The organism is Pseudomonas sp. MF06569, from assembly GCF_059862735.1.
Genome location: NZ_JCBCUZ010000022.1, coordinates 1 through 25,117, shown reverse-complemented (window position 1 = coordinate 25,117; position 25,117 = coordinate 1). Strand labels below are relative to the sequence as shown.

Genomic DNA, 25,117 nt, shown 5'->3' with positions numbered 1-25,117 from the left:
TAGGGCAAATGCACTGCTAACGTAGGATGCACTTGGCCATGATTGAACTGTTGTGGCCCTCGGGGGTTCGTACCCATTGGAAGCGCCGCTATTGAGGCCGCGCCGGGGAGGTTGATCGCATGACGCAAACGTCGAACGCCACCAGTCAGATTCAGTTGCTCGACAGTGGTTATTCAAGAGAAGCGCGTTCCTTGCTGTATCAGGCTTATCGCCATGAGCCGACGTTTCGCTTTCTGTTCAACGCCGAGCGCAGTGGTTACGAGCAGCGGGTTCGGGCTACGGTACGGGAGTTGGTCAAACAGCATTTTCTGCAGGATTTGCCAGCGCTGGGGTTGCTGGTGGACGACCGTCTGTTGGGCATTGCCCTGATTGCCCCACCGCAACGGCGCCTGGGTATCACTGAAAGCTGGGCGTGGCAGTTGCGTATGGTGCTCAGTACCGGCTTGAACTGTACGAGGCGCTATCTGGCCTATCACGAGGCGGTGCAGGCCTGCGTTCCGGGGGATGCGGTGCATATGCTGCCGTTGGTGGGGATTCACCCCGAGTTCCAGGGTAAGCACTACGGTGAACAGTTGCTTGAAGCGGTGCATAACTGGTGCGCCGAGGATGAGCATTCCGAAGGCGTGGTACTCGACACCGGCAACCCGCATTACCTGGAGTTCTACAAACGCCAGGGCTATGTGGAAATCGGTGAAGTTGCCATTGGGCCCGTTGTAGAACATGTGTTCTTCCATGCCAATCCGCAGGTGTCGCATACAGCAACGGCCTGAAGACGAAATTTTTGCCCGTTGGCGCGCTCTATGAGCCCCCCAGCCCGTGATAGCATCCGCGCCTATGAAGTTCTCAGGAAGATTTACCAGTGGTGTTGTCCTGCTGCTCAGCAGCTTTGCGGTGTCTGCCCAAAGCGAGTTGGTGGTCAGAGTCAAACCGGCAAACGATGCCCTCAAGGCCAACGTGGAAGGCTACATAGGCAGTCTCGGTGATCGTGACGAGAAAGCGTTATTGCGCTTTCAACGTGGCGCTCAGGAGCAGGCCCTCAAAGCTTCCCAGGCCTTGGGCTACTACCATCCCTCTATAGAAGCCGAGGTCAAACCCGGCGATCCGCCGCGTCTGGTGTTGAGCATTGATCCCGGCGAGCCGGTGCATCTGCGCAACGTCAACGTGCGCGTCGAAGGCCCGGCAGCCGCTCTTAAAGCCTTTCAAATTCCGGCCAGTGATGATCTGAAACCGGGTGCGGTGCTCAATCAGGGCAATTACGAAGACGCCAAGCGAATGATTCAAAACCGTGCCCTGCGTTACGGTTTTTTCAACGGCAAATTTACTCAGCACGAACTTCTGGTCGATCCCAAGGGCGGGTTTGCGGATATCAATCTGGTCTACGAAAGCGGGCCGCGTTTTTTGCTTGGCAAAGTCACTTTTGCGGGCGATGCACCTTTTGACCAAACCCTGCTGGACCGCATGGTGCCTTTCAAGCCGGACACCCCTTACGACTCTGAACTGGTCGCCGAACTCAATCAGAATCTGCAAAACAGTGGGTATTTTGAAGTCGTGCGCGTCGATGCCGCGCCCAGTACCGCAGTGGGGCAAGTGATTCCGATTGATGTTGATCTGGAAACCCGCAAGCCGCGCACCATGACCCTGGGCCTTGGCTATTCGACCGACACCGGAGCCCGTGGCAAAGCCAGCTGGATGCGCCATTGGGGCAATCCCCGGGGCGACAGTTATGGCTTTGAATCCGAAATTTCCCAGCCCAAGCAAAACGTCGGCGCCTGGTATGACATTCCGCTGGATCCGCCTTTGACCGACAAGCTGCGTCTTGCCGCGGGCTATCAAAACGAAGAAATCGCCAACACCGATACCCTGAGCAAACTGCTCACGGTCGGCCCCGAGTGGCACAGCAAACTGGACAACGGCTGGACGCGAATCGTGTCGCTCAAATGGCAGCACGAAGAATACCGTCTGGGCGACGACTCGGGTCTTAGCACCCTGTTGATGCCGGGTGTCAGCTATTCGGTATTGCGCAGTGACAACCGTATCGATCCCAGCCACGGCTACAGCGTGGTCACGGAGATGCAAGTGGCCAAGGAGGGGCTGTTGTCCGACACCAACCTGTTTCACGGCGATGTGAAATTCAAGGCATTGACCACGTTGTGGGACAAACACCGCTTTTTGGGGCGAATTCAGTTTGGCGGCAGCGCCACCAACGGCTACAAGTCGATTCCGCCGTCCCTGCGCTTTTTCGCAGGTGGTGATCAAAGCGTGCGTGGCTATGACTACCAGAGCCTGTCACCGAGAAACGCAGAAGGTGATCGTATCGGCGGGCGCTACATGCTGGCCGGCAGTCTCGAATATCAGTATCAGTTCGCCGAAAAATGGCGTTGGGCGACCTTTGTCGATCAGGGCAATGCGTTCAATACGCTGGACTTCCCGAGTCTGAAAACCGGGGTCGGCGTGGGTATTCGCTGGATCTCGCCGGTAGGCCCGATTCGTCTGGATCTGGCCCATGCGCTGGATGACGATGGCGGTGTTCGTTTGCACTTCTCGATGGGGCCAGAACTGTGATTCGTGGTTTGAAAATAGCGGGTCTGGTGCTGTTGGCGTTGGTTCTGCTGGTGGTGGTGAGCGTGGGCGTGATTCTCGGTACGCAGGCGGGCAGCCGCTGGGTGCTGGGTCAGGTGCCAGGCTTGCAGGTTGAAAATTTTGCCGGGCGCCTGGGCGGTCAGTGGGATGCCGATCACCTGCTGTGGGAGCAAGGCACCAGTCGGGTAGAGGTCAGCAGGCCCATATTTGCCTGGTCGCCGGGTTGCCTGGCCCGTATGACCCTGTGTATCGATCAGTTGCAGGCCGAGACTATCAGCCTGCAATTCCCGCCCAGTGAAGACAGCAGCAGCGGTCCGGTCAGTCTGCCGGAACTGAAACTGCCCCTGGCGATTGAGGTGGGGGTGGTCAAAGTCGGCAATGTGCTGTTCAACGGCATCGAACAGCTCAAAGGCATGCAGATGTCGGCGCAATGGACAGCCAAGGGCCTGGAAATCGAGTCGGTACAGGTCGAGCGTGAAGACCTGAACGTTGAATTGTCCGGGTTGCTACAACCCTATGGCGATTGGCCGTTGACCCTGCAAGGCACTATCAGCCTGCCTGCACCGGACGACAAGACGCTGGAGGTGGTGCTCAAGGTTGAAGGCAATCTGCGCACCACCCTCAACCTTGCGGCCGACACCAGCGGGTATCTCACTGCACACCTGACGGGGGAGATCCAGCCGTTGGCGGACAATCTGCCGGCGCAGTTGAAAATCACCGCCGAGCCGTTCAAGGCCAGTCCCGATCTGCCGGATACCCTGGTGCTCAACCAGCTGTTGCTGACGGCCAAGGGCGATCTTAAAGACGGTTATGAACTCAATGGCAGCGCCACATTGCCCGCTGAAAAAGAGCCGGTGAATCTGTTGCTCAAAGGTCGGGTAGATGCCAAGGGCGCGCAAATCGCAGCGCTGGACTTGACCGCCAGTCCGCTGCAGCGCTTGAAGCTGTCAGGGCAAGTGGACTGGCAGGAGGGCTTGAGTGCCGAGGCGAAAATCGACTGGCTGGAATTCCCGTGGCACAACCTGTACCCGGTGATCGACAAGCCCGATGTGGATTTGCGCAAGTTTGTCGGCGAAGTGTCCTATCGCGATGGCAATTATCTGGGCAACTTCCAGGCCGATCTCGATGGCCCAGCAGGCAAGTTCAGCCTCGGCAGCCCGTTCAGCGGCGATCTGGGCAAGATATTTTTGCCACAGCTGAAACTGGTCGCCGGGCAGGGCAAGGCCGAGGGGCACGTCAATGTGCAGTTCGCCGAGGGTGTGGCCTGGGACACGGCACTGGACTTGAGTGCCATCAACCCTGCGTATTGGGTGGCCGAATTGCCGGGTACGCTGGCAGGCCCGCTGCGCAGCAAAGGCTCGTTCAAAAATGAGCGTCTTGAGCTGGATGCCAACCTTGATCTCAAAGGCCGTTTACGCGGCTTGCCAGCAGTGTTGCAGGCCAAGGCCAACGGTGCGGGAGAAGCCTGGACGCTCAGTGCGCTGGATATTCGCCTGGGTGACAACCGGATCAATGGCACCGCCACGTTGCAGCAGCAACTCAAGGCCCAACTGGATCTCAACCTGCCGCGCCTGGGGCAGCTCTGGCCGCAACTGCGTGGCCAGCTCAAGGGTCGTGTCGATGCTGGGGGCACCCTGAAAGCGCCCCAAGGCACGGTGAAGCTTAATGGCCAGCAGTTGGCTTTCGCCGATAATCAGCTGCAAAACCTGACCCTGGATGCCAACCTCGATCGAAATCAGCGTGGCCGCCTTGACCTCAAGGGCAGCGGGATTCAGGTCGGGGACACTCAGCTCGGTGTGCTGACCGCCAACGCCAGTGGCGATATCAAGCGCCAGCAGCTCAAGCTGGGTGTGCAAGGGCCGATGCTGCAACTGGCCTTGGCACTGGATGGCGGCCGGGACAAGGACAATTGGCGCGGTCGATTGGCCAGCGGTGACGTCAAGGCCGGTGGGCAGGCCTGGGTGCTGCAAAATCCGGCAAGGCTGGAGCGTCTGGCCGATGGCCGAGTCAATCTGGGCTCGCAGTGCTGGATTTCAGGCCCGGCCAGTTTGTGCAGCGAAGAACAGCGTTTGATGCCTGATCCAAAACTGCGCCTGCACCTCAAGCAGTTCCCCCTCGACAGCCTGGCCGAGTGGCTGCCCAAGGACTTTCGATGGCAGGGCGACCTCAATGCCGATTTGATCCTGGACCTGCCTGCCAGCGGGCCCAAAGGTCAGATCGTGGTCGATGCCAGCGGTGGCACGCTGCTCTTCAAGGACAAGGGGCAGTGGGTCGACTTCCCGTACCAGGCGTTCAAGCTGACCAGCAACCTGACCCCCAACCGTGTCGATTCCCGCCTGGATTTCGACGGTGGCAAGCTGGGGCAACTGATGCTGTCGGCGCGAATCAATCCGCTGCCTAAAAGCAAACCGATCAGCGGGGAGTTCCGCCTGACCGGGCTGGACATCTCGATGATCCGTCCGTTTGCGCCGATGGTAGAAAAGCTCACCGGTCAGTTGAACGGTACGGGCACCATTTCGGGGGCTTTGCTGGCGCCCCATGTCATCGGTAATGTGGCCCTCAGTGAGGGTGAAATCTCTGGACCGCAGTTGCCGACCAACTTCGAAAATGTGCAGCTTTCGGTGGCTATCAACGGCGAAACAGCCCTGCTCAATGGCGGCTGGACCAGCGGCGAGAACGGACAGGGCAGTGTCAGCGGTAATGTGGCGTGGGGCCAGACCATGGCGGTCAACGTCCTGGTCAAGGGCAACAGCCTGCCGGTAACGGTCGAGCCCTACGCCAAGCTGGAAGTCGCTCCGGATCTGAAAATCACCCTCAGTCCCGACAACACGTTGTTGATCGCGGGTCGGGTCAATGTTCCCAAAGGTGAAATCGTAGTTCGCGAATTGCCGCCTTCGACGGTGAAGGTTTCGGATGACACTGTCATCGTGGGCCAGCAGGCCGCTGATGAGGCGTCGCCGATGCAGGTCGACATGGATATCACCGTGGTAGTGGGCCAGGAACTGCTGACGTTCTCGGGCTTTGGTCTGAGCGCCGATCTGGCGGGGCAGGTCCATATCGGCAACAACCTGGATACCCGCGGCGAGTTGCGCCTGAACAATGGTCGCTACCGCGCCTATGGCCAGAAGCTGACCATTCGCCGGGCGCGTCTGTTGTTTGCAGGGCCGATCGACCAGCCGTATCTGGATATCGAAGCGATTCGCCAGACTGACGACGTGATCGCGGGTATCCGTCTGACGGGCAGCGCCGAACAGCCAACCACGCAAATATTCTCGGAACCGGCCATGAGCCAGGAGCAGGCGTTGTCGTACCTGATTCTGGGGCGTCCGCTGACAGGCACCGGTGAAGATGAAAACCTGCTGGCTCAAGCGGCCCTGGGCCTGGGGTTGTTGGGCAGCTCGGGGATCACCACCAGTTTGGCGAATCATTTGGGGATCAAGGAGTTTGAACTCGACACCGAAGGCAGTGGCAACAACACGTCAGTGGTGGCCAGTGGCAAGATCAACGAGCGCCTGAGCGTGCGTTACGGAGTGGGTGTGTTTGAACCTGCCAGCACCATTGCCCTGCGTTACAAGTTGAGCAAGCGGGTGTATGTCGAAGTGGCGAGCGGCTTTGCGAGCTCGCTGGATATCTTCTACAAGCGGGACTTCTGACCGCTGTGAAATGTGACTCCCCACCCTGTGTGAAAGCGGGCAAGCCCGCTCCCACAAGGGCAGGGGGGCGCTTCAGTAACGGTTGTAATAGCCTGGACCGCCATCATGATGACGGTGACCGTCATGCCATCCATGGCCTGGAAAAATCACGCATCCGCTCATGGCCAGGATGAGCAACAACGGAACCAGCCTGGTGACTCGACGTAACATGTGTGGATCCTCATGGTTAGAGCCATAGCAGCTAAAAAACTGTTCTGGCTGTAAGATGAGACCTCGAATGTTTCAATTTATTATCGAAAACCGAACATATTTGTCAGGTCCCGGTTTTCGCTTTCAGACTTACTTTCAGGAACAGGTTATGACCCCTTCGCAGCGCTTGAAATACTCGATTTTGATTTCACTGGTGGTTCTGGGAATCATGTTTGGTCTTTCGTACATGCAAAACGCCGGCATGATCACTGAAAAAATGTTCCAGTACGTCGCTATCGGCGTGGCCGTGATCGTGGTCGTGATCAATGGCGTGATGCGCCGCAAGACCAAGATTTAAGCTTCGATCTTCCCTGTCAAAAAGGCTTCAGCCTGCGGATGCAGGCTGTAGCTCTTGTCGCTGTTGAGCACCACCACCCCTTCGCTGCACAAGCGCTTGAGTACCTCGCGCACACTCAGAAATGACAGTGGAATATCCAGTGCCTGCAAATGGCTGTGCATGCCCCGCACCCCCAGCCTGCGATCATTGCCGGCAGCCGTGAGCAGTGCGTCAATGACCTTGAGGCGCACCAGGCTGGTACGCAGCCCGAAGCACTTGAGTAAGTGGCGAATCCGTTCGTTGCCCTGCAAGGGAGTCAGCGTTTGCAACAACCCCGAGTCGGGCTGGAAAGCTGCGTCGCGATGCTGGTGGCTACCATCCGTTGGTATGTGCTGGTTGTGCATGCAAAAAACTCCTTTTCAGAGCCTGATCAGGAAAAAATAAAAAAGCGCTCTTGGTTAACTAGACGAATGAGCGGCTGAAATCATGAACATTGGAATGTAGAAATTTTGTCGTGAATTCATCTCAAACGCGTACGCGTCCAGTGTGGACGGGGGTTTGGACTGATTATTAAATTTTTTTAATCTGTGCGGTCTTTCACAGGCACGCTGAGTTTTCAGGGCCGGGCGTTCAGCACCGGCGAGCCTTGCGCATTGATACTCAGGTACACCGGCAAGACCTTGGGCAGGGACGTGACCAGGTGATCGATTTCGCGAGTATTGAACACCCCGCCGATACGCAGCTTGCCCGTGGCGCTGTCGGCCACGGAAAGAGGGCGATCCAGGTAGCGGTTGATCAGGGGCAAGGCATCGGCCAGTGACAGGTTGTCGAGTACCAGCTTGCCGTTACGCCACGCCAGATCCGGCGTGCCGGCTGGGGTCTGGCTGATTTGCGCTGCGTAGTCTCCCGCCTTGTAGCGCGCCTGCATCCCCGGCTCCAGGCGCAAGCCGTCGCCACTCAGACTCTTGTTGCTGGTCACCAGCACGGAGCCCTCCAGCAGCGTGACCCGTACCTGATCCTCGTACATCCACACATTGAACTGGGTGCCTGTGACCCGAACCTGTCCCTCTGCGGCCCGGACCAGGAACGGGTGCGAGGCATCATGGCTGACCTTGAAAAACGCTTCGCCCTTGCTCAGGGTCACCCGGCGTTCATCCTTGAAGTTGCTGAACGTCAGGTGTGTACCCAGATTGAGCTCGACTTGACTGCCATCGGGCAGTGTCACCGTCTTCGCGCTGGTATCGGCCGCAAAGCGTTCATGGGCATTGGGAATCCAGCCCAGCTGCCAGCCGCTATAAGCCGCTACCGGGGCGGCGAGCAGAGTGATGGCCGCGGCCACGGCAACACGCTGCCAGGCGCTTCGACGTGGCGCGCTGGGCAATGCAACCACCCGGGCCTCGGCAGGCGCGGAGCGCGTCAGGTGCTCACTGACATCCCAGATGTCCAGCATCGCTTCATATTCAACGGCGTGCCGGGGATCGGCATTTAGCCACGCAGCAAAAGCTTCACGTTCCTGGTTTGTGCAATCGGGCTCGTGCAAACGCATGCACCACTGAGCCGCAGCTTCAGTGATGGCATCGTTTTCGGCTTCTGTGGGGCGTGCTTCACTCATTGAATTTTCCAGGTTTTGCGCATTCTAACCCCGCACTGGAGGTAACGAGAACATGAGCCAGGTCAAAAGCATGTCAATTAGCCCTATGGCCGGGATTTTCTCTGCTACGGTTGTTCCAGTCACATTGAGTACCAGACGCAACATCAATTAATGGAGTTAAGACAATGTTGAAGAAAACCTTTGCTGCTGTGATCACTACTGCTGCCTTGTTGAGTGCCGGTGCAGCGATGGCTCAGCCTGTTGACCCCAACTGGGCATTCTCCAAAGAACTGGTAGAAGTGCTCAAGAACAAGAACGGCTACACCGTCATCAAGAAAATCGAAGCTCAGGATCCTGCCGCCGGTATCTGGAAAGCAGAAGGGATCAAGAAGGTCGATGGCCTGGAATATGAAATTATCTTCGATTCGACCGGCAAGGTGATTTCCGAGAAGAAAGACTGATTCTCTTCACCTGAGACGAATCGCCCGCTGAGCGTTTTAACCCGGCCCTGATCGTAACCTTTGACAGGGCCGGGTGTTTTTACCCCCGCTTTAATTGTTGCGCTTGTGCCGCGACAACCAGTGTTCCCGGGTCATTTCCCATAGGTCGCAGGTAAACCTGCCGCTGACAAAATCCTTTTCTTCGCTGCTGACCCAATGCATTCCGCCCCGTTCGGAAATTCGTCGCGACGCCACATTGGGGGCGGCTTTTGGCACCCGCATACGTTCGCGCCCCAAGGTCTCGAACCAAAAGCGGTCGACTGTCCCGCACGCTTCGCTCATCAGGCCCTGGCCTTGCCACTGCGGTGCCAGCCAGAATCCACGATTGTTGTCGACGGCATCCATCAAACTGATACAGCCAATCAATTCGTCAGGCTGCGACAACAGGCGAATCGTCCAGTGCCACTCTTCGCCGCGTGCAATGGCCGGTAGCGCGACATCGCGCAAATAGTCCATTGCTCCATGGGCTGGATAGGGCCAGGGCACGAGTGCATTCAAGTAGCGCACGACCTCCCACTGGGCAAAGTGTTTCTGGACCGCGGGAGCGTCACTCAGTTGCAGTGGCTGCAGTATGAGTCGCTGGGTCTGCAGTGTGGGTGAGGTTTGCATGGGGGGATGGCTCCTTGCCAATGGTTTGAGTCGAGAGTACCGCCCAATGGCACCCATAAAAAAGCCCCCGTTAAACGGAGGCCTGGTAGATCGTTACCTCGGGAGCGGGTATTAGCCGTTGCTGCAACCATTACCCATCACACGGTACTCGAGAATATGACGCTGACCCTGATGGTCTTCGTAAGTCATTTCCGCCGGTACAACTTCGCAGACATCCGCGATGGGGGTCACGCTGATGACAGTGGCAATATCAAGGTCGGTGGCGTAAGTGTAATGTTCAACAGCAGGTTGTTGTGGCGCAACTTTAATGTCGTCAGCCGCCGCCAGTGTTGAAAAAGCAAGGAGAGCAAGAACAATCAAACGTTTCATTATCGAGGCCTTAAAACAATCACGAATCACTGACTTCAATTGCCGGTTTGGCGGGAGAAGTTATTACGTCATCGGGGGAGCGTGACGCAATACGAAGTACCGTGCCCTGTTTCAATGTTGCGTTGAGGGATGAACATAGAATACGCCCCTTGCACCGTTATTAAAGTCACAAGATCGCCAAGCAGTCTTTCCAGATCAGTAACAATCTTCATTGTTTTTTCGACGCCCAATAAAAAGCCCCCTCTGAAGAGGGGGCTGGGGTCGCATCCGTGGGTGCAGCCACTGAAGATCAGTGCGAACTGCAACCGTCGCCCATAGCCTTGTATTCAAGGGTATGACGCTGGCCCTGGGAGTCTTCATAGATCATGGTTGCCGGTACGACTTCACACACATCGGGAATGGTCGACAGGCTGATGACCCGTGCAATATCCAGTTTTGTGCCATAGCTGTACGATTCGACTGTTGAAGGCTGGACGGTGGAAGTTTCACCTGCAACGGCCAGCGTTGCAAAGCCAGCAAGAAAAAGTGCAATTAAAGTTTTCATAGTAAGGCCTCTAAAGTAATCAAGCGTTAAAACTGACTGACTTCATTTGCCGGTGAGGCGGGAAGAAGTTACGGCACGTGTCAAAGTTGTCATGTGCGTACGAAGATACCGTGTATCTGTGTCAATCAATGTTTGAAGCATGTAAGCAATGTTACGCTGATCCACCCAAGGAAAAAGAGTGGATGGCAAAACGCTCTGTTACCGCTCGGGTAACAATGTGGTGGTGGTGTGGCTTTTTTCAAGTGCTCCGTGCGTCTCCTTGCTGGCATACTGGCACCTCTGATTCAGGAGTCAGTCATCCGTATGAATATCGAGTCGCCCCTCAGTGCGTATCAACAGGCCATCGAGCGGCAGGGGTTTGTCCATGACCCTGCCCAGTGGGTTGCAGTCCAAGCGCTGCAACGCTGCCATGAGACCCTGCACTCAGGGGCGCAGCCGGTTAATGGCGTGTATCTGTGGGGGCCGGTGGGGCGGGGTAAAACCTGGTTGATGGATCGCTTCTACCAAAGCCTGCAGGTGCCGGCCCGGCGCCAGCATTTCCATCATTTCATGCAATGGGTGCATCAGCGCCTGTTCCAGCTGACCGGGACCGCAGATCCGCTCAAAGCCTTGGCCAAAGGCCTGGGTGCGGAAGTGAAAGTGCTGTGTTTTGACGAACTGTTCGTCAATGACATTGCCGATGCGATCATCCTTGGGCGCTTGTTTCAGGTCATGTTCGACGAAGGCGTGGTGCTGGTCTGCACCTCTAACCAGCCACCTGAAGACCTCTACGGTCATGGTTTCAACCGGGATCGCTTTGCACCCGGGATCACTGCCATTCTCAAGCATATGGACGTCGTTACGGTGAACGGGATTGAGGACCATCGCCTGCACCCCGGCATTGCTCATCAACGTTATTGGGTGACTGATACGGGGCAGCCGAGTGCGATTGAACCGGTGTTCAAGGAGTTGACCCAAGGGCAGGCGGTGTCAGACCAGCCCATTGCCGTGGGCCATCGTTCGTTGAATGTGGTGCAGGCCAGCGATGCAGTGTTGTGGTGCAACTTTCACGAACTGTGCGAACAGCCGCTGGCCGCTACGGAGTTCATGGAAATCTGTGACCGTTACAAGGTGATGTTGCTCAGCGGCGTGCCCTGCCTGAGTGCCGAACAGCGCGAGGGCAAAATTGCCCGAGGTACGGAAGACGGCGCGGTGAAAGTCGAGGCCGGTGATCGTGAACTGCCGCAGTTGTCCAAATACGATGACAGCGTGCGACGTTTCATTGCGCTGATCGACGAGTGCTACGACCGAAAAGTACCTGTGTGCATCGAAGCCCAAGTGCCGATGGATCAGCTCTACACCCAGGGTTATCTGGAGTTCGCCTTTCGCCGGACCTTGAGCCGGCTGCAGGAAATGCAATTGCAGCGGTTTGGTCTCTAAACACCCTCTGCTACGGGTGCAGTTGTTTATGGGTGCCCGTGGTCCAGTGCAGTAGCGCCCCAGCCGCCCCCCATTGCCTTGTACAACGCAATACTGGCTTGCAGCCTCGCCAGGCGCAGCAGTACGTGCTGGTCCTGGGCCTGATACAGCGTGCGCTGGGTTTCCAGCACCGTTAGCAGCATCTCGGCACCGGCCCTGTAGCGGTTTTGCGCGATATCGAAGGCCAGTTGCGCCTGCTTGAGCTCTTCATCCTGCCATTGACGTTGCTGGTCCAGGCCGCTGGCGCTGTTGAGGGCTTTTTCGACGTCGGCAAAAGCGCTGATGATGCTTGCCCGATAGGTTTGCAGCAGTTCTTGCTGGCGGGCGGTGGCTTTGTCGCGTTCGGCGCCGAGACGGCCATTGTTGAAAATCGGCGCCGCCAGCCCGGCGGTGAGGGTGTAGAACGGGCTGCGCAGGATATCGCTGAATCGATCTGCCCCCGAGCCCAGGCTGGCGCTCAGGGTCAGACTGGGCAACATGGCGGCGCGGGCGACAGTGATATCGGCCCGGGCGGCGACAAGTCTGGCTTCGGCGCTTGCGATATCAGGGCGTCGATTCAGTAACTCACTGGGCAGCCCGGCGCCAATGGCAGGCCAATGCAGACTTGCGAAAGGCGTATCGCCCACTCTCAGGTTCTGTACGGGCTGGCCGAGCAGGACGGCGAGGGTGATCCGGGCCTCTCGGGCCTGTTGCTCCACCCGCGGGACCTGGCGTTGCTGACTGGCAACCAGGCTTTGTTGCTGGGCCAGTTCCAGGGCTGTTGCTGAACCTGCGTCATGACGGGTCTGTACGACCTGCAGCACGCTTTGCGCATTGGCCAGATTGAGTCGGGCAATGCGCAGTTGTTCATCCAGTGCCAGGGTCTGGACGTAACTGTTGGCGACGCCGCTGAGCAGCGTCAGCTCAACGGTGTCCCGATCAAATTCACTGGCCTTGAGTGCCTGCAGCGCGCTGTCGTGGGCCGCTGCCTTGCCACCCCAGAAATCGACCTCATAACTGGCGCTCAGGCGGGCATCGAAATAGTCCACCGCCTTGTTGTCGTCACCGGTATCCAGCTGGCTGTAGCCGCTGCCGCGCAGCAGTTTTTCACGATTGGCGGTGCTGCCCACTTTTACCTCGGGCAGCAACGGTGCACCGGCAATCACGGCAGAGGCCCGGGCTTGCTGTACCCGCGCCATTGCCGCGGCCAAGTCGTAGCTGGCAAGCCGCGCTTGGTTGATCAGATGATCCAGGTCGGAGCTGCCAAACTGTTGCCACCATTGCTGATTGACCTGATGGCGAGTCTGGACCTGTGCCGATTGCCAGGTTGCTGGCGCAATGACGTCGTTGTGGTCGTCAGGCGTGGAATGGCTGCATGCGCTCAGTAGCAGGCACAGGGTCAACAGGCTCAAGGACGGCTTCATCGATAGATCATTCACTGGTTAGGGCCGTGACCGGGTCGAACCGGGCAGCTTTGCGGGCCGGCATGAAGCCGAAAATGACGCCGGTTACCAGCGCGCAACCAAAGGCGCCGAGGACTGCGGCCAGGGAGAACGCAACGGCAACATCGCACAGCAACAGCACCCCGCCGACCATAAAGGCCAGGGTGATGCCGGCGACGCCGCCAACCACCGACAGCATCAGGGCCTCGGTCAAAAACTGGCGCAGAATGTCCCGCTGACGGGCGCCGGTGGCCATGCGGATGCCGATTTCGCGGGTGCGCTCGCGCACGGTCATCAGCATGATGTTCATCACCCCGATGCCACCTACCAGCAGCGAGATGGCGGCAATCGAACCGAGCATCAGCGACAGGGTGTTACGGGTTTTGGCTTCGGCCTGGATCATCGCCGCGTTGTTGGTGATTTCGAAGTCCCGTGTACCGTGGTGCAGCTTGAGCATCAGTTGCTCAATGGCCTTTTCGGTTTGCTGGACCCTGCTGGCATCCGCAGCCGCGATGACCACGTATTCCGGATTGTGGCTGCCGAACAGGCGCACGCTGGCAGCGGAGTAGGGCACCACGATGCGCGTGTCGCTGTCCGAGTCACCGGAGCTGGCGCCTTTTTCGGCCAGGACGCCGACCACGCGAAACGGCACGTTTTCCAGCAGGATGTACTGGCCGATCGGGTTGGGCACATCCTTGAGGACTTTATCGCGCACCTTCTTGCCAATCACCGCCACGGCGGCCGCGGCGTTTTCGTCGGCCTGGGTGAAGAAGCTGCCTTGCACCACCGGCCAATTGAAGATGGCCGAGAAGTCGATGCCGTTGCCGCCGGTGTACATCGTGTGGTCGACATTGCCGAAACGCACGCCGATTTCGGCGCCATTGACCGGCATGATCATCTTGACCTGGGGCAAGGTCGACAGGGCCGCCACGTCATTGAGGGTGATGATGCCCAACGGCGCCCTTGGTCTGGGTGGCATGCCGCTGAGGTAAATAATGTTTGAGCCAAAGGCGCCCATTTCGGCCATCACCTGGCGCTTGCTGCCTTCACCCACTGCCAGCATGACCACGACAGAAGCCACCCCGATGACGATGCCGAGCAGCGTCAGTGCGGTGCGGAAACGGTTGATCCACATCACCCGCCAGGCGGCATGAACCGCATCGACCAGCTCGCCTTTCCAGGCGCCCCGCGCTTCGCTGCCTTCGCTCAGGCGCTTGCGCAGGTCGATGGCCTGCAAGGCGTCGGGGTTGTCGGTCGTGGGGGGTTGCTTGCCGTTGGCACTGTCGCTGATCACTTCACCATCGCGCACCTCGATGATCCGGTTGGCCCGTGCTGCGACTTCACGATCATGGGTGATCAAGATGACGACGTGCCCCTGGCTCGCCAGTTCGTCGAGCAAGGTCATGACCTCGGCACCGCTGTGGCTGTCGAGGGCGCCGGTGGGTTCGTCGGCGAGAATGATATGCCCGCCGTTCATCAAGGCACGCGCGATGGACACCCGCTGTTGCTGGCCTCCGGACAATTGGTGCGGGCGATTGGCAGTGCGCTCGGCCAGCCCCAGGCGGTCGAGCAGGGCGGCGGCGCGTGCATGGCGTTCAGCGGCCGGGGTGCCAGCATAGATGGCCGGCATTTCGACGTTCTCCTGGGCCGAGGCCGAGGGAATCAAGTGGTAGCCTTGGAACACGAAACCAAAGGCTTCGCGGCGCAGCCAGGCCAGTTCGTCACTGTCGAGGTGGGCGACGTCTTCGCCAGCAAACAGATAGCGGCCTGACGTTGGGCGGTCGAGGCAGCCAAGGATGTTCATCAGGCTTGACTTGCCCGAGCCCGAAGCGCCGACGATGGCGACAAATTCCCCGGCATGAATCGACAGGCTGATGCCCTTGAGCACGTGAACTTCGGGAGTATCGATGCCGCCGTAGACCTTGCGAATAGCCTGCAGGTCGATCAAGGGAGTGGGCATTTAACCTCCGCTGCCGGTAGCGGGGCCGATCAGCAGGTGATCGCCTTCATTCAAGCCGTCGATGATCTCGAGGCGTAGACGGTCGCTGATGCCGGTGCGGATCTCGCGGGGCTCGACCTTGCCGTTTTCAGTCACGACGTAGGCGGTCTGGCGGTTGTCCTGCGTGGTGCCCTGCAGCGCGATGATCGGGGCCAGCAGTACGTCCCGGGCCTGGTCGGCGACGAAGAATACCTGGGTGGTCATCTCGGGCATCAGTGCCTGATCGGTGTTGTCGACATCCAGCAGCACGGTGTACAGCACAACCCGGGCGCTGCCGCTTTTGCTGGCGGGGCTGCCGCCGCCCTGACTGGTCTCGTTGAGGGGTTTGGGCGGTACGGGCAGGACTTGGCGCACCGTGCTGTTCCAGCGCCTGTTGCCGCCACTCAAAGTCGTGAACCAGGCGTGCATGCCGGGTTTGACATGGCCGATATCAGCTTCCGACACTTCGGCCCACACCGTCATGGGCGAGAGTTTGGCAATGCGCAGAATCAGCGGCGTTTGCTGTTGGGCATTGAGGGTCTGACCCTCGCGGGCATCCAGTGCTACCACGGTGCCGGACATGGGCGCATAGATGCGGGTGTAACCCAGCTCGGCCTCATCACTGCGCAAACTGGCCCTGGCCTGATTGATCTGGGCCTCGAACATGTTGATCCGGGCCTGGGTGGTTCGTACTTCAGCCCGTGCGGCCTGAACGTCCTCTTCCCGGGTGGCGCCGCCTTTGGCCAGATGTTGCTGGCGCTGGAACTTCTGTTTTGCCAGGTCATGCAGGGCACGTTGCTCCTGCAACTGGGCCTTGAGGTTTTCAATGGCAAAGCGGCTGGCATCGAGCTTGGCGGTCTGGGTGGAGGGGTCGATTTCGACCAGCAGCTGGCCTTCTTTGACTTCAGTGCCGACGTCCACGTGAATGTTTTGAATTTGCCCTGATGCCTGCGCGCCCACATCGACGTATTGCCGGGGCTGCAGAGTGCCCAGTGCGGTCACGCTGCTTTCGATATCGCCCCGGGTGACGGGCACGGTGTCATACGCGTCCCGTCCCGGGCTCAGTAATAGCCAGACTAAAACGGCTGCGACCAGTAATAAACACAGGGTGACAAGCAGCGCACGGCGGGTCTGTCGAGGGCGTTTCATGGGGGGATCCAGCCAGTGAAAATCGGCCCGTCGTCATGCCTGAAGGGGCTAGGCAAACGCTGTCGCCCTGGCAACAGATACGGGGAGCTGTTGAGTAAACGAATGATTTGGCGGGGGATTTAGGTATTGGATGATGCGTCTGTTACTGGATGTTTCGACAATGTTTAAGCGTGCGGGGTTTAAATCTATATGAGAATTACTATAAATTACATCCGCAAAAATGCCATCATCACGCCGCTATCCCATTAGATCTGTTTCTGCGCTCATGGAGTGTTGCCGCTGCCGTCGCGGCCTGGAGTCCTGTTGGAAAACTACTATCGAGAACTGGTGGGTTTTTTGAGTGCCAGGCTGGGTAATGCCCAGGCGGCCGAAGATGTGGTGCATGACGCTTATGTGCGGGTGCTGGAACGTACACGGGGCGAGCCGATAGAGCAGCCCCGTGCCTTTCTGTACCGCACGGCACTCAACCTGGTGATTGATGGCCATCGACGCAGCACCTTGCGCCAGTCCGAGCCGCTGGAAGTGCTCGATGGTGAGGAACGTTTTTTCAGCCCCTCACCCCAGGTACTGCTGGATCAGGGCCAGCGGCTGGACATGATCCAGAAGGCGCTCGCCGAGCTGCCTGCAGCGTGTCGCGAGTGTTTTTTGCTGCGCAAGATCGAAGGCTTGTCACACCCCGAAATTGCCGAGCGCCTCGGCGTATCGCGCAGCGTGGTGGAGAAGCACATCGTCAACGCCATGAAGCATTGCCGGGTTCGAATCCGGCAGTGGGACAACGCCTGAATCGTCCGTTTTTGGGCTTAGATAAGTAACACTCCTGCGCCAATCCCCGCTGTTTTACTGGGTGCTCTTTTCATTAGAAAGTGAGCGCCATGACTGACTCCCAAACGCCTTCTGCCGCACCTCCCCGCCCAGACTTGCCCAGTACCTTGACTCGCCGCGAGCGGTTCGTGATCGAATTGAGCCGCGCGATTGAGGAGGCTGCGTATGGTCAGCCCGGCGCTGGTAACCGGCGAAGCGACCCTGGAACCGATTGATGCCAGTGGTGTGGCCTTGAGTTATGCGCAAACCACCGAGCAATGGCGCCTGGAGGTGGCAGGCAAAGGTTTGTCGTCAGAGTTGAGTGCCGTGGTGACGGAGTTTATCCGCCGTGAAGCACGCTGGCATGAGCAGGATATTTCTTTTGGCAGCCTGGCACCTGAGCTGGCATTGCGTATTCGCAAGGAAAAAATCGAACTGCACGAACACAGCATTTTGCAGATGTTGAAACAGGGGCTGGTGGGTCAAGACACTCCGCAGTTCAATGATTTTTTGACCCACCAACAAGCCTTGAACAACGAGCGCGAATGGTCGTTGGCCTGTTTGAAGGAATTGGCCAGCGAGGCAAATCTTGAAAATGCCGACGTGTTGACGCTTGATGGCGGGCAGGGTTCGCCCCAGAGCCGGTTGATCACCAGTCGCAATCTGGCACTGCTGCTTGAAGGCCAGTTGCAAGTGTTGCAAAAGCAACTGACCGCTGCGGATTTTGCCTTGCTGACCCAGGCGCTGAAACTCAATCTCGCAGGCCATGACACCGCCACCGAGTTGCGTCTGGTGGCCATTGCACTGGGTACTGAACAACTGTCCTACCCCTTGGTCGGCTGCTTTGTGATCACTTCGCGCCAAGGGTTGCTCACGCCATCGCTTCAAGCGTCGACCTTGCTGTTTGTACCCGGTCAGGACGGTGGTTTGCTCAGATTCGATTCATTGGCGCAGTTGCGCGAGCACGTGGGTAAAACCCTGTCCCGCCGTGCTGACTGTTCGCTGTGGCTGACAGTGGCGCTGGAGGAGCAGGCGCCAGCGCGGGCCTGGGTCGGCGCGGTGCCTTTGCGCTCGCAGGTTGAACTGCAATTGAGCGAAATTACCCTCGGAATTGTCGAGTACAGCGTCAAAGCGCAAATCAAGGCCCACAAGAAAACCCTGCAGGCCATCAACAAGTTCTTGCTGGTGATTATCGGCGCAGATCGGCAGACCGCGCTGCGCCTGCTGGCTCAGACCAGTGCGATGCAATTGCAAGTGCCCGGGCATGCGGCCCGTGAGGTGGCACTTGCTCATGTGGTGATGCAGCGCCAGGCCATGGCACTCCAGCAGCGGCTTGGGCCCTGGTTACTGGCAGCGCCCAATGAGGTCCAGGCTGACTATGCGCGGCGGTCCAGGCAGATCAACGAAAATCAGCTGGCGGTTGAAGAGTATTTGTTCAGGCGCTTGCCTTCTGTCACGGAGTTCGCCACGCAAAAATTGCGTGAACAGTTCAAGCACGATGGTTTTGAGGAGGATCTGGACCCGCTTGAGGATATGTTCAGCATCCCGGATCAGGTGGAGGTCATCAAGACCCTGGGCACTCCCAATTTGCCTACCCCCACCAACGTCGTGCCGAGCGTCGAGCTGGCGCAACGGCCTTTGGGGATGCGCACCTACAACATGGTGCAGTTGGCCCTTGAGAACTTCGACCCGGACGACCCGCAGATAGCACTGCGCCTCAAGTATTTGCAGGTGTTGAAACCCGAGTGGAGCTCGCGCCTGACCGTTGAGTACCTGAGCCGGATCATGCCTGCTCTGGATATAGGAGGTGCCTACGAGCAGCAGATCAATCTGGCGTTTTATGGCCGGGCGGTGAGCGAGCAAAACCATTTCTTGCAAGCGCCGGGCAGCGACGTGCAGATTCAGCTCATGGCCCGGCCGTACCGACAGACACTGGAGATGGTGCTATGGCAGGCCCGGCTTCAGGGCTTGGATGCAACCGCCCTGGCGCTGTTCGCTCACACCATCAGGGCGCGAACGCCGGCAGATCTTAAAGTCGCCGGGATGGACATCAGCGTTGGCCATGTCACTTACAGCAGCGATGTCGAACGCTATGCCATGAGCTCGGTGGAGGGGGTGCGCGTCATTCGCGACACCCTGTCGGATATGACACTGATCTATATGCCCGGCACCGCTCACGGCAATAGCCTGGTCATGTATCCCAGCCTGGAGTTGGCCAACGCGGCATTGGCGAGCATGGGCAAAAGCCCGGAGTTGTTGGCTTACCTTGCGCAACGCACGGAACCCGGTGAGGACACGGCGCAAATTCAAGGCCGCCTGGCCGAAGCCGCGAACCAGGCACCGCAGGATTGGATCGCTGCCGAGTTCAAGGGCGAGGTTGATATGGGCTGGGGCCTGAGCACTGATCGTCCTGAACGCATGATCAAGGTGCTGCGATTGACGTCCCGGTCCACTGCCAAGCGCGATCTCTTGCGCGAGGAGCGCAATCGTCAGCAACGGTTCGCGAACTTTTTTGCGTTGATCGGGTTTATTCCGGGATTGAACCTGTTGTCCGATATTTATTTCATCGACCAGGGGTTCAAGGCATTGCGCAATGCCAATTCCGCTTATGAAGCAGCACAGCAGGTGCTGCAAATAGGAATGTGCCTGGTTGATATGATCCTCACTTTCGCGATGCTGGGCCTGGAAAGCCCGCAACCGAGCAAGTGGCAAAGCGTTGTCACCCATGATCCTGTACCGCCCCGATTGTTAATGCAGCCTTTCAAGGCGCGACAAACCCTGGCGCGTGAGGGCTGGGCGGCACGGGCCATTGCGCCAGAGCCCAAACCCTTTGTGATGCCTGACTTCAGCGGTTATGAGATCCCTCTGGCCCCGCAGGACGCCTGCGCTCTGACCGGGCGATACGATCTGGGCAGCTATCGCAAGGATGGCGTGCAATTTATTGTTCAAAAGGGCAAAAGCTATCGCGTGACACGCCCAAAAAATGCCCAAACCCTGCATTTGCAAAATCCGCAGACTCAGCGCCTGGGGCCGCCTGTCCGGCTGGCCGAATCGGGTGAATGGCACTTTGCTTCAGGCTATGGGTTGCCGGGTGGGGTGAAAGAGGCAGAAACCATCTTGATGAATTGCGGCATGTCGCTGGAGGTGGCCCAGGGATTATTGGCCGATTACGACTTTCCGGCCAACTCGGGGCTGGAGCATTTGTTTGCCATGAGCGTGCAGCGAGACGGTATCAGGCCCGAGTGGGCCAACAAATTCCGTGCCGTCAGTGCAGAGCCCATGGCCGGCCCCTCCCATCGTCCAGCGACAAGCCGACCGGTCACCCCGGGGCTGGAAGACTATGTTGTGACGCCCCGTGTCACCCAGGCCACCAGCAGCGAGCTGTCGATGGATCGGGTTGTAATAGGTGACCATGATCTGTTTGTTGCCCAAGGCACAGATGCGGATGGTTTTTACCCGTTGTATCAACCCAATCCCCTTGATGCCGGGCAACTGCAGGTCTGCGGACGTCTCTCTCCAGAAGGTGTCTACCACCTCGAAGTACCTGTTGAAATGGATTACATCTCGATTGATGGGCATTTTTACGAGGCGCACTTCAATGAGAATCTCAATCGAATCACCATCAACAAGCCCGGTGGAAGGGTGGGGCATATGTTGGTGGTGGAGCCCCAAGGGATCTTTCGGCGGATGGGCGAATGGCAATTGCTGCAGTCCCCGGTGGCGCAGCTGGATCTCTCCGCCCGGCTTGACGCACTGGCACGCCAGTTAATGCCGTTACCGGCGACTGATCAGCAAGTCGCCCGATATGTTTCGCGCTATGGGCATCAACTGATCAAATCCACGGTGCCTGAGCTGCTCCTGGCCCGCAGTGTGCCGGAGCTGGAGCGATTGGCCAGGCAGCATACCTATCGCCACGGCTTGCCGATTGAAACGCTGATCCGGATCTTCGAGGCGCAAATCAATGGTTTGCCCGTGCCAGAGGGTTTACCGGTTTACGATGAGCTACAGGGCCTGGCGCCCTTGTCCTTGTCTACGCGCAATACCCTCTATATCCATGAGGCTATGGTTTTGGGTGATTTCCTGAGCATCTTGCCCCTGTCCACCGAAGAGTCTGCGCTATTGGCCGACCTGAGCACCTTACTGAACAGTCGAACAAACATAATGTTGTCGACGCAAATGCCAATGAATCAATTTTTGCGCAGTGTGCTGAGGCGTAAAGGCTATGTGTCATTAGGCCGCGGGAACGAAGCACTGTTTAGACGAGGTTTGTTCAGCCAGATATTCAAAAGCCCTAATGGAGACTTGTATGTGATGACGACAAAGTTCCTGCCACCTCGCAGGACGGGCGTCGGGTTGAAGCCAGTGGTGCTGAATGAGTCGCGACGTGGTTTGCACTTTTCTGATGCCTGGATCGATTCTGTGATTGCCAATCAGATATGGGAGTTACCTGACAACTCTGTGGTCAAAGCCTTGCGCGAAGCCCATGAGCGCCACCGGTTGTTCAAACTGTTGGCCGGGGTGACGCGGGATGGCCAGGTGATGATTTTCAGGCTACTGGCCCCAGGGGACATTTAGTCCGGGCCCATCCCGGGCTGAACCGATCCTGAAGAATATTCTGATAGATAAAACGTCATCCTTCTTACGGCTTACTCTTTAAAACGCCGGGCATCAGCTACCGGCGTTTTGATCATGAGCGAAGTCCCTCAGTGGCATGTGCGCTCGCGTCGCAGGAGTAGCACCATGAAACTCGCCCTGAAAGAATTCTTCGCAGGCTTTTTGCGTACTCGCCATTTCGGCCGGCACTTTCGGCGCCTGGCCTTGCTCGACAGCCTGACCAACACCACGGTCAGTCGGGAAGTACCACCGACTCTGGCGCAAACCCTGGTGGTCGCTGCCAACAGCGACAGCGCGTTATTGATCGACAACCTGGGCACCCACACCGACGGGTTGAGTGATGCCGAGGTCGATGCGTTGCGTCAGCAACACGGGCTCAATGAGGTTGAGCACGAACAGCCGCTCAGTCGCTGGGTGCATTTGTGGCACTGCTACAAAAACCCGTTCAACCTGCTGCTGACCTTGCTCGCAGGTGTGTCGCTGGCCACCGATGACGTACAGGCGGCCGTGGTGATCAGCACCATGGTGGTGCTGTCGACCGTGCTGCGTTTTTGGCAGGAGGCAAAGTCCAACAAGGCGGCTGACGCGCTCAAGGAAATGGTGAGCAACACCGCCACGGTGATGCGCCGAGACTTTGGTGCTGACACTTCGCCGATGTTTGGCCGGTTTTCGGGAGCCGCTCGGCAAATCAGGGGCGCGCAGCGTATCGAATTGCCGATCAAGCAACTGGTGCCGGGTGATCTGATTGTGTTGTCGGCAGGCGACATGATTCCGGCCGATTGCCGGGTGCTAAGTGCCAAGGACTTGTTTGTCAGCCAGGCGGCGATGACCGGTGAGTCCATGCCGGTGGAGAAGTTTTCGCGTCAGTTTGACAACCAGACCAGCAACCCGCTGGAGCTGGAAAATATCTTGTTCATGGGCACCAACGTGGTCTCCGGTGCGGCGACGGCGGTGGTACTGACCACGGGTAATAACACCTATTTTGGCGCGCTGGCCCAACGGGTGGGTGCGACCGATCGTGGCCCGACTTCGTTTCAGACTGGGGTCAACAACATCAGTTGGCTACTCATCCGCTTCATGTTTGTGATGGCGCCGCTGGTGCTCTTTATCAATGGTTTTACCAAGGGGGACTGGACCGAAGCCTTGCTGTTCGCGTTGTCGGTGGCCGTGGGGCTGACCCCGGAAATGTTGCCGATGATTGTGACCTCGACCCTGGCCAAGGGTGCGGTGTTTTTGTCCCGTAAAAAAGTCATCGTCAAACGCCTGGATGCGATTCAGAACTTTGGCGCGATGGATGTGCTGTGCACCGACAAGACCGGCACCCTGACCCAGGACAAGATTTTTCTGGCCCGACACGTTGATGTGTGGGGGCAAGAGTCTGACGATGTGCTGGAAATGGCCTATCTCAATAGCTACTACCAGACCGGCTTGAAGAACCTGCTGGACGTGGCGGTGCTGGAGCATGTTGAGGTTCACCGTGAGCTGAACGTGGGCACGGCTTTCAGCAAGGTGGATGAAATCCCGTTCGACTTTACCCGCCGACGCATGTCGGTGGTGGTGGCCGAGCAGGATCAGCCTCATCTGCTGATCTGCAAGGGGGCTGTCGAAGAAGTGCTGTCCGTGTGTAACACCGTGCGCCATGGCGATCAGGAAGAAGCCCTGAGTGACCCGTTGCTGGCGCGTATTCGCCAGGTGACCGCCGAATTCAACGAGGAAGGCTTGCGGGTTGTGGCCGTGGCTGCGCGGCCAATGACCGGGGGGCGGGACACTTACAGCCTGGCGGATGAACAGGAACTGACGCTGATTGGCTATGTGGCGTTCCTGGACCCTCCCAAGGAGAGCACCGCCCCGGCGCTCAAGGCGTTGGCCGAGCATGGCGTTGCCGTAAAAGTGCTGACCGGCGATAACGAATTGGTTACGGCCAAAATCTGTCGGGAGGTCGGCCTGGAGCAACAGGGCCTGCTGATGGGCAACGACATTGAGCGCATGAGTGATGCCCAGTTGGCGGAGGCAGTGGAAACCACCAACGTATTTGCCCGGCTTACCCCCACGCACAAGGAACGTATCGTGCGTTTGCTCAAGGCCAATGGTCATGTGGTCGGCTTTATGGGCGACGGGATCAACGATGCCCCGGCGTTGCGCACGGCAGATATCGGGATTTCGGTGGACAGTGCGGTAGACATCGCCAAGGAGGCAGCTGACATCATTCTGTTGGAAAAAAGCCTCATGGTGCTGGAGGAGGGTGTGCTGGAAGGGCGCCGCACCTTTGCCAACATGCTCAAGTACATCAAAATGACTGCCAGCTCGAACTTCGGCAATGTGTTCTCGGTGTTGGTCGCCAGTGCGTTTATTCCGTTTCTGCCAATGTTGCCAATGCACTTGCTGGTGCAGAACCTGCTTTACGACGTGTCACAAATTGCCATCCCGTTCGATAACGTCGATGAGGAAATGCTGAAAAAACCGCAGCGCTGGCAGCCTGCTGATGTCGGGCGTTTCATGTTGTTCTTTGGGCCGATCAGCTCGGTCTTCGACATCCTGACTTTTGGGCTGATGTGGTACGTCTTCAAAGCCAACACACCCGAACACCAGACCCTGTTTCAGTCAGGCTGGTTTGTGGTCGGTTTGCTGACCCAAACCCTGATCGTCCACATGATACGTACACCGAAAATCCCGTTCCTTCAAAGCCGCGCGGCAATGCCGTTGATGGTCATGACGGGGATAATCATGGCCGTTGGCATTTTCCTGCCAATGGGGCCTTTGGCAGGCTACTTCAAGTTGCAGGCGTTGCCGGGGTTGTACTTTGTGTTCTTACCAATGATTTTGCTGGCCTACATGGCGCTGACCCAGGCGGTAAAAGGGTTCTACATTCGCAAGTTTGGATGGCAATAAGAATTAACTTTGACATCTAAAGGGAGCCGAATCGTTATTCGGCTTTTGGATCCATATCTTGGGAAAAAACCTACAAATCAGATGGTGTTTTCCCTTCTCGTAGATCGTCTCCGATTAGCGATCATCCCCGGCTCGATTTCGAACGGGGTACGGTATGTTGCGCATAGATATTGTGGACTTTGGAGATTATGTTCGTAAGAACTGTCCTATACTTTCAGTGTCATTCATCAGGTCGTTTTTTCCAGGCTTTGGCTTGCCGTACCTATTCAAAACGATATGTTTGTGCCTGATATACGCTGATGCTCGGCTAGCTAGTGTCTCGAGCGGTTAGTTCATTAGCTTATTCTTCATCACACTCAGCTTTGCCATATGTACCGAGCTGATGATGGCCGCTGCGGTCTTTGTCCACTTGAACGGCTTGGCTGAATGCTCGTT

18 protein-coding genes are annotated in these 25,117 nt (G+C 57.8%); 9 read left to right on the top strand and 9 right to left on the bottom strand.

The window, feature by feature from the left end:
- Nucleotides 1-119 precede the first annotated feature (119 nt).
- The 3 genes from AC19YQ_RS18250 (at nucleotide 120) to AC19YQ_RS18240 (ending at nucleotide 6,233) form a co-directional block, all read left to right on the top strand.
- The gene (locus tag AC19YQ_RS18250; RefSeq protein ID WP_133077917.1) at nucleotides 120-770 is read left to right on the top strand and encodes a GNAT family N-acetyltransferase; all 651 of its coding nucleotides are present in this window, start codon (nucleotides 120-122) and stop codon (nucleotides 768-770) included.
- Nucleotides 771-834: 64 nt separating this feature from the next.
- Nucleotides 835-2,562: an autotransporter assembly complex protein TamA gene (locus tag AC19YQ_RS18245; RefSeq protein ID WP_500595637.1), complete on the top strand. Its 1,728-nt coding sequence runs from the start codon at nucleotides 835-837 to the stop codon at nucleotides 2,560-2,562.
- Nucleotides 2,559-6,233, top strand: a complete 3,675-nt coding sequence (locus AC19YQ_RS18240; protein ID WP_500595636.1) for a translocation/assembly module TamB domain-containing protein — start codon at nucleotides 2,559-2,561, stop codon at nucleotides 6,231-6,233. Before AC19YQ_RS18245 ends, AC19YQ_RS18240 begins: the two co-directional genes overlap by 4 nt.
- 72 nt (nucleotides 6,234-6,305) lie before the next feature.
- Here the strand turns inward: AC19YQ_RS18240 and AC19YQ_RS18235 are convergent, their stop codons facing one another.
- Nucleotides 6,306-6,443 carry a hypothetical protein gene (locus AC19YQ_RS18235; RefSeq protein ID WP_219262096.1) on the bottom strand — a complete coding sequence of 46 codons (138 nt, stop codon included), beginning with the start codon at nucleotides 6,441-6,443 and terminating at the stop codon, nucleotides 6,306-6,308.
- 148 nt (nucleotides 6,444-6,591) lie between these two features.
- Here AC19YQ_RS18235 and AC19YQ_RS18230 point away from each other — a divergent pair, with 148 nt between their 5' ends.
- Nucleotides 6,592-6,780, top strand: coding sequence for a hypothetical protein (locus AC19YQ_RS18230; protein ID WP_019828355.1), 189 nt, complete (start codon nucleotides 6,592-6,594; stop codon nucleotides 6,778-6,780).
- On the opposite strand, the gene AC19YQ_RS18225 is transcribed toward AC19YQ_RS18230, so the two are convergent.
- Nucleotides 6,777-7,163, bottom strand: a complete 387-nt coding sequence (locus tag AC19YQ_RS18225) for a fe2+ zn2+ uptake regulation protein (protein ID WP_133077914.1) — start codon at nucleotides 7,161-7,163, stop codon at nucleotides 6,777-6,779. The two genes, AC19YQ_RS18230 and AC19YQ_RS18225, sit on opposite strands and share 4 nt — an antisense overlap.
- A 212-nt stretch (nucleotides 7,164-7,375) precedes the next feature.
- Nucleotides 7,376-8,371, bottom strand: a complete 996-nt coding sequence (locus tag AC19YQ_RS18220; RefSeq protein ID WP_133077913.1) for a FecR family protein — start codon at nucleotides 8,369-8,371, stop codon at nucleotides 7,376-7,378.
- Nucleotides 8,372-8,535: 164 nt separating this feature from the next.
- On the opposite strand from AC19YQ_RS18220, the gene AC19YQ_RS18215 reads away from it, so the two are divergent.
- Nucleotides 8,536-8,811 carry a PepSY domain-containing protein gene (locus AC19YQ_RS18215; protein WP_016782369.1) on the top strand — a complete coding sequence of 92 codons (276 nt, stop codon included), beginning with the start codon at nucleotides 8,536-8,538 and terminating at the stop codon, nucleotides 8,809-8,811.
- Between the two features lie 90 nt (nucleotides 8,812-8,901).
- Here the strand turns inward: AC19YQ_RS18215 and AC19YQ_RS18210 are convergent, their stop codons facing one another.
- The 3 genes from AC19YQ_RS18210 to AC19YQ_RS18200 form a co-directional block, all read right to left on the bottom strand.
- Nucleotides 8,902-9,459, bottom strand: coding sequence for a GNAT family N-acetyltransferase (locus tag AC19YQ_RS18210; protein WP_219262097.1), 558 nt, complete (start codon nucleotides 9,457-9,459; stop codon nucleotides 8,902-8,904).
- Nucleotides 9,460-9,570: 111 nt separating this feature from the next.
- Nucleotides 9,571-9,828 (bottom strand): DUF2790 domain-containing protein, encoded by a 258-nt coding sequence (locus AC19YQ_RS18205; protein WP_500595635.1) that lies wholly within the window; start codon nucleotides 9,826-9,828, stop codon nucleotides 9,571-9,573.
- Between the two features lie 289 nt (nucleotides 9,829-10,117).
- The gene (locus AC19YQ_RS18200) at nucleotides 10,118-10,372 is read right to left on the bottom strand and encodes a DUF2790 domain-containing protein (protein WP_133077910.1); all 255 of its coding nucleotides are present in this window, start codon (nucleotides 10,370-10,372) and stop codon (nucleotides 10,118-10,120) included.
- A gap of 303 nt (nucleotides 10,373-10,675) precedes the next feature.
- Here AC19YQ_RS18200 and zapE point away from each other — a divergent pair, with 303 nt between their 5' ends.
- Nucleotides 10,676-11,791 carry a cell division protein ZapE gene (gene zapE / locus AC19YQ_RS18195; RefSeq protein WP_500595634.1) on the top strand — a complete coding sequence of 372 codons (1,116 nt, stop codon included), beginning with the start codon at nucleotides 10,676-10,678 and terminating at the stop codon, nucleotides 11,789-11,791.
- Nucleotides 11,792-11,817: 26 nt separating this feature from the next.
- Here zapE and AC19YQ_RS18190 read toward each other — a convergent pair whose 3' ends face one another.
- From AC19YQ_RS18190 to AC19YQ_RS18180, 3 genes are read right to left on the bottom strand one after another with little or no spacing between them, the layout of a single operon-like run.
- Complete coding sequence (locus AC19YQ_RS18190) at nucleotides 11,818-13,233, bottom strand: efflux transporter outer membrane subunit (protein ID WP_326397582.1); 1,416 nt, start codon at nucleotides 13,231-13,233, stop codon at nucleotides 11,818-11,820.
- A 7-nt stretch (nucleotides 13,234-13,240) separates the two neighbouring features.
- Entirely contained in the window at nucleotides 13,241-15,211 is a 1,971-nt protein-coding gene (locus tag AC19YQ_RS18185; RefSeq protein ID WP_500595633.1) for a MacB family efflux pump subunit, read from the bottom strand.
- Entirely contained in the window at nucleotides 15,212-16,378 is a 1,167-nt protein-coding gene (locus AC19YQ_RS18180; protein ID WP_219262101.1) for an efflux RND transporter periplasmic adaptor subunit, read from the bottom strand.
- A 303-nt stretch (nucleotides 16,379-16,681) separates the two neighbouring features.
- Between AC19YQ_RS18180 and AC19YQ_RS18175 the strand changes: the two genes are divergently transcribed.
- The 3 genes from AC19YQ_RS18175 (at nucleotide 16,682) to mgtA (ending at nucleotide 24,682) form a co-directional block, all read left to right on the top strand.
- Entirely contained in the window at nucleotides 16,682-17,161 is a 480-nt protein-coding gene (locus AC19YQ_RS18175) for a sigma-70 family RNA polymerase sigma factor (protein WP_219262102.1), read from the top strand.
- 204 nt (nucleotides 17,162-17,365) lie between these two features.
- Nucleotides 17,366-21,754 (top strand): dermonecrotic toxin domain-containing protein, encoded by a 4,389-nt coding sequence (locus tag AC19YQ_RS18170; RefSeq protein WP_500595632.1) that lies wholly within the window; start codon nucleotides 17,366-17,368, stop codon nucleotides 21,752-21,754.
- Nucleotides 21,755-21,919: 165 nt separating this feature from the next.
- A complete protein-coding gene (gene mgtA / locus AC19YQ_RS18165; RefSeq protein WP_500595631.1) occupies nucleotides 21,920-24,682 on the top strand; it encodes a magnesium-translocating P-type ATPase in 2,763 nt (920 codons plus the stop codon).
- Nucleotides 24,683-25,117 lie beyond the last annotated feature (435 nt).

What these genes read in the sequence shown, in the direction of transcription:
- AC19YQ_RS18250 (WP_133077917.1), top strand. Translation starts at nt 120, where the DNA reads ATGACGCAAACGTCGAACGCCACCAGTCAGATTCAGTTGCTCGACAGT.
- AC19YQ_RS18245 (WP_500595637.1), top strand. Translation starts at nt 835, where the DNA reads ATGAAGTTCTCAGGAAGATTTACCAGTGGTGTTGTCCTGCTGCTCAGC.
- AC19YQ_RS18235 (WP_219262096.1), bottom strand. Translation starts at nt 6,443, where the DNA reads ATGTTACGTCGAGTCACCAGGCTGGTTCCGTTGTTGCTCATCCTGGCC.
- AC19YQ_RS18230 (WP_019828355.1), top strand. Translation starts at nt 6,592, where the DNA reads ATGACCCCTTCGCAGCGCTTGAAATACTCGATTTTGATTTCACTGGTG.
- AC19YQ_RS18225 (WP_133077914.1), bottom strand. Translation starts at nt 7,163, where the DNA reads ATGCACAACCAGCACATACCAACGGATGGTAGCCACCAGCATCGCGAC.
- AC19YQ_RS18220 (WP_133077913.1), bottom strand. Translation starts at nt 8,371, where the DNA reads ATGAGTGAAGCACGCCCCACAGAAGCCGAAAACGATGCCATCACTGAA.
- AC19YQ_RS18215 (WP_016782369.1), top strand. Translation starts at nt 8,536, where the DNA reads ATGTTGAAGAAAACCTTTGCTGCTGTGATCACTACTGCTGCCTTGTTG.
- AC19YQ_RS18210 (WP_219262097.1), bottom strand. Translation starts at nt 9,459, where the DNA reads ATGCAAACCTCACCCACACTGCAGACCCAGCGACTCATACTGCAGCCA.
- AC19YQ_RS18205 (WP_500595635.1), bottom strand. Translation starts at nt 9,828, where the DNA reads ATGAAACGTTTGATTGTTCTTGCTCTCCTTGCTTTTTCAACACTGGCG.
- AC19YQ_RS18200 (WP_133077910.1), bottom strand. Translation starts at nt 10,372, where the DNA reads ATGAAAACTTTAATTGCACTTTTTCTTGCTGGCTTTGCAACGCTGGCC.
- zapE (WP_500595634.1), top strand. Translation starts at nt 10,676, where the DNA reads ATGAATATCGAGTCGCCCCTCAGTGCGTATCAACAGGCCATCGAGCGG.
- AC19YQ_RS18190 (WP_326397582.1), bottom strand. Translation starts at nt 13,233, where the DNA reads ATGAAGCCGTCCTTGAGCCTGTTGACCCTGTGCCTGCTACTGAGCGCA.
- AC19YQ_RS18185 (WP_500595633.1), bottom strand. Translation starts at nt 15,211, where the DNA reads ATGCCCACTCCCTTGATCGACCTGCAGGCTATTCGCAAGGTCTACGGC.
- AC19YQ_RS18180 (WP_219262101.1), bottom strand. Translation starts at nt 16,378, where the DNA reads ATGAAACGCCCTCGACAGACCCGCCGTGCGCTGCTTGTCACCCTGTGT.
- AC19YQ_RS18170 (WP_500595632.1), top strand. Translation starts at nt 17,366, where the DNA reads ATGGTCAGCCCGGCGCTGGTAACCGGCGAAGCGACCCTGGAACCGATT.
- mgtA (WP_500595631.1), top strand. Translation starts at nt 21,920, where the DNA reads ATGAAACTCGCCCTGAAAGAATTCTTCGCAGGCTTTTTGCGTACTCGC.